Annotated in this window: 1 protein-coding gene and 1 pseudogene; one reads left to right on the plus strand and one right to left on the minus strand. The window is 33.1% G+C overall.

Annotation, left to right across the window (positions count from 1 at the left end; genetic code table 11):
• Positions 1-135 precede the first annotated feature (135 nt).
• Positions 136-1,086, plus strand: a pseudogene (locus tag QZU75_RS12635) (transposase); the annotation flags it as partial.
• 64 nt (positions 1,087-1,150) lie between these two features.
• Here the strand turns inward: QZU75_RS12635 and QZU75_RS12640 are convergent.
• Positions 1,151-3,180, minus strand: a 2,030-nt coding sequence (locus QZU75_RS12640; RefSeq protein ID WP_296884190.1) for an Ig-like domain-containing protein, incomplete at its 5' end; no start/stop codon positions are given.

Below are 3,180 nucleotides of genomic sequence, written 5' to 3' on the forward strand. Positions count from 1 at the left end.
ATTTTTCTTATTTTTCACATTAACTTTTGATGGTTTGTAAAAATACATTGTAATTTAATTTTATTTTATTAAAAAAGGTCTCAATATCAGTAAATTTAAATATTATGTGTTACATATATTTATTTGGAGATAAAAATGAAACACAGATTAAATTTAGATATTAGAGACCCAAATTATACTTTGTTGAAAGAAATATTTAAAATTATAGATTCCAGAGAAACCTTTGAAATTTTAGCCTCATTTGGCTTTAAAAACTTGGATAAACAAGTATTTACTTTTAAAATCATATTTATCAGTATGTTCTTTGGTTTGGATATTCCATTCATCTTGAGTGAGCTTGAATCTAAAGAAAATCTTCGTAAATACTTTAATATTTCTGAAGTTTTGAGTGCCGATCAAGTTTATAAAATTTTTTCACTTCAAAACCCAGAAAAATTGATGAAAACATTAAATCGTATTTTAAATTCAAGAAATCGCGTTAAAAGAAGAGGAAAAAAGACTTTTATTGTTGATGCAACACCAGTGGACTTAGATTTTAATTTTCACCGAAATAAAAAGACAAAAGAACATCTCAAATCATTGAATTTAAAATGGAGTTATTCATCCTCCAAAGGATTTTATATTGGATTTAAAGCAACAGTAGTCATTGATTTCGATAGTATGAATCCCGTTTGCATTTTAATCCATTCTGGAGCCCCAAATGATGCCAAACTTTTTGACGAAATTATGGAAACTCTACAAAAAAGACGAATAATAAAAAAAGGAGACACAATAATTTTTGACAAGGGATATTACGGCTATAAAAACTACCAATTGGGAATTAGCAAATATAAAATTGTTCCTTTCATTTTCCCAAAAGAAAATTTCAACAGAACAAAGCTTGATGACCAATTATCCTACCCACTACAAGTATTCAATCAAACAAAGAAAATAATAAAGGAAAAACATTTCTACAACAATCTAAAACATGAATTATTCAAAAAACTAGACAATTGGAAAAAATTCAAACCGATTCGAGGAAAAATAGAAGATTTCTTCAAATTACTCAAACAAGGACTCAACATGAGAGAAATACACAAATACACAGACGTTGTAAAAAATTTTGTGGGTTTTAACAACTTAAAAACAAGATAATATCAATTTTAATCATCTAAATTAAATATAAAAAGTTTTTAGATTTAATGGAATTCGGCAAGTATTTATCGTCACCTTCATAGACTACAGTAGCCTCATACTCTCCGCTGGCAAGTTTAGGAATAATGAATACCGCTTTGCCGTCAATAATATCTGCATAGTATTCCTCACCAGCCAATCCTAAAATTGCACGGCCTGTTGCATCTTTTGGGAAAGTGACTGTAATTGTCGCATCATCTCCAACTTTGATATCTTCGGATTCGGCATTAATCGGAGCCCCACATTTATTTACAGTGAAGTTTACTGCGGTTTCAGTAGCTTCATAGTTATCATCACCACTATATCTGATAGTTGCAGTTTTATTTCCTACAGTTAAACCAGGAATATTGAATACTGCTTTTCCATCAGTGACGTTAGCCGTATAGGTTTTGCCATCAATCTCAATAGTTACTGTACCTGTAGCATCTTCCGGTAAGTTTATAGTGATAGTTTCTGTATCCCCAAAGGAAATGTCCTCTGATGAAACGGAAACTGGAGTATCGTATTTTGGAATTTCAGCAGTTGAATCGACAGTGCTAGGTTCATAAGCGTCATCACCTGAATAAATCACATTAATGCCCTGGATTCCAGGAGTTGCGTTTTCCAGATAAAATACTGCTTTACCGTCAGTTATGTTTGCGACATAAGTCTGGTTTTCAATAATAAGTGTAATTGTTCCGGTTGCATTTTCAGGAACGGAAACTACAACTGTTCTGTTTCCATAATCCACAACATCAAGATCAGCTATTCTTTTTGATACATTGAACGTTGTTGAGTTATCAGAAGGCAGATACTTTTCATCACCGTCATAACGCACAGTTACAATATATCTTCCCTCAGGTAATCCGGATACAGTTAATTCACCAGAACCGTCATTTATATCTACGATATATTCATTTCCTGTATCGATTGAAATGACAAATAAGTCATCAACAATCAGTTTACCTGTAGCATCACTAGGAACAACAAAGGTGAGTATTTCATCATCCCCCACCATAATATCTTCTGCAGATGGAATGACAAAGGATTTTAATTTGGTTACATTGACTTCCCCTTTGGTTGAGTTTGGAAGATATTTAGCATCACCGACATAGGTTACATTTACATTATAGACTCCGCTAGGAATACGAGGAATGCTTGCGACTCCAACACCATCAGTAAGATTTACATAGTATCCCACACCATCAATATCAATTAACACTTGTCCTGTTGCATCGCTAGGAAGAGTAACTATTACAGTTACGTTTTCACCAACATCGATGTCAAATATTACAACATATATTGTAGCAGGACATTTGGATACTGTGAAAGTGTCTGTTGTGTAGTTTGAAAGATATTTATCATCACCACTATAACTGGCAACAACTGTTTTATCTCCAGCTATTAAGTCAGGAACTTCAAATGTTGCAACACCATTTACGACCGGTGCAGTGTATGATTTACCGTCAATTTCAATAGTTACACTGCCTGTTGCATCACTAGGGAGATTTACTTTAACAAGAGCATTATCACCAACCCGAATGTCATCAACATTGATTGAAATAGGAGTTTGAACCTTATAAACTGTTACAGTAGCGTTTACAGTAGCATTATCATAATTATCATCTCCTGAATAGATTATTTCAATTTCTTTTTGACCAGGAGTCTCATTATCTAAGGTAATAGTAGCTATTCCATCTTTAACAGTAGCATTGTAAGTGTTGTTTCCAATTTTAACTGTTACATTACCTGTAGCATTATTTGGAACAACAACTACGATAGTGTTATTGCCTTTATCAATTACCTTAATGTCATCAGGAGAGAATTCGGCTTTAGCTACATTGAATGAAGCAGAATCAGAGTCAGGTTCATATTTATCTGATCCGTTGAAGACAACTTCAACACTATGAGGACCAGTAGACAAACTAAGAACAACCAATATTCCTTTACCACCTGAAACAGGAACAGTATAATCTTTACCGTCAACTCTGACAGTCACGTTGCCCAATAAATCATCAGGAGTTTCAA

The organism is uncultured Methanobrevibacter sp. (assembly GCF_902764455.1).
Classification (GTDB): domain Archaea; phylum Methanobacteriota; class Methanobacteria; order Methanobacteriales; family Methanobacteriaceae; genus Methanocatella.